Genomic DNA, 1,221 nt, shown 5'->3' on the forward strand with positions numbered 1-1,221 from the left:
AACGGCGGGGTAGATGTATTCGGTCTGCATCAGGCTCAGCGTCTGGGCATGGCCGAGGTAATGGCCCGGCCCGCCGAGGCAGACCTCCTTCATCGCCTCGATGCTGGTGCTGTCCTCGGTCACGTCGATGCCGCGCACCGTGCGCAGGACCTGCCCGAGGATGTCGTCGCCCAAAACCAGGCTCTCGAGGCAGAAGCCCAGAAGCGAGGCATGCATGCCCACAGCCTCGTAGACCATGTTGAGCCCAGAGAGCCCGGCCAGCGTGTTGGTGATCGCCTGTTCCCAGCCCGCCTGCATGTCGGGCAGCTTGCTGTCCGAGATCCCCGCCGCCGCCCCGCCCGGCAGGTTGTAGAAGCGGTGCATCTGGGCGCAGCCCGCCGTCAGCAGCGCCTGCTCTGCCGAGCCGCCCGACATGGCGCCGGTGCGCAGGTCGGACACGAAGGGCCAGGTGCCAAAGATCGCCGGGTGGCCGGGGCTGATCGCGTTCACATAGACCACGCCGGCAAGGCATTCCGCCATGGCCTGCACGATGGCCAGCGCGATCGGCGCCGGAGCGGTCGCCCCGGCCTGCCCGGCCGAAAGCAGCAGCATCGGCATGCCGGCACGGATGCAGGCCTCCATGGTGATGCAGCTTTCCTCGGCGAATTTCATCGGCGGCACGACGAAGCAGTTGGAGTTGCTGACGAAGGGCCGCGCGCGCCACTCCTGCTCGCCGCCCGCCACCATGTGCAAAAGGTCGAAGCAGCCCTTCACATGGGCCGGGTCGCAGAAGGAGGTGCCGACATGCTTCTTCGTTCCCGCAAGACAGGCGTAGAGCGTATTGATATCCATGTCGAAGTTGTCAATCACGTCGCGGCAGACCATGGCGCGCTGGAAGAAATGCACGTTGTCGAGATTCTGCGTCAGCCGCGCCGCGTCATAGAGATCCTGCGCGGTGGAGTCGCGATAGCTGTTGGTCACCGGATCGACGATATGCACCGCCGCCCCCGCGGTGCCGAAATGCACATTGCTCCCAGTAAGATGCAGGTCGAACTTCGGATCGCGCGCGAAGAGCGTGATGTCGCGCGCCGCCACCGCCAGCATGTCCTCGACCAGCGCGCGCGGAAAGCGGATGCGCCCGTCATCGCCGAGGATCGCCCCCGCGCCGGTCAGGATCTCCACCCCCGAGGCCCGGCGCCTGGCTGAGACCAATACACCTCCCACGCGGCCCTCCCACGCGCC

Annotated in this window: 1 pseudogene; it reads right to left on the reverse strand. The window is 66.7% G+C overall.

The window, feature by feature from the left end:
* Positions 1-1,221 (reverse strand): annotated as a pseudogene (locus C5F48_RS23960) (trimethylamine methyltransferase family protein); the annotation flags it as partial.

The organism is Cereibacter changlensis JA139 (genome assembly GCF_003034985.1).
GTDB lineage: Bacteria > Pseudomonadota > Alphaproteobacteria > Rhodobacterales > Rhodobacteraceae > Cereibacter > Cereibacter changlensis.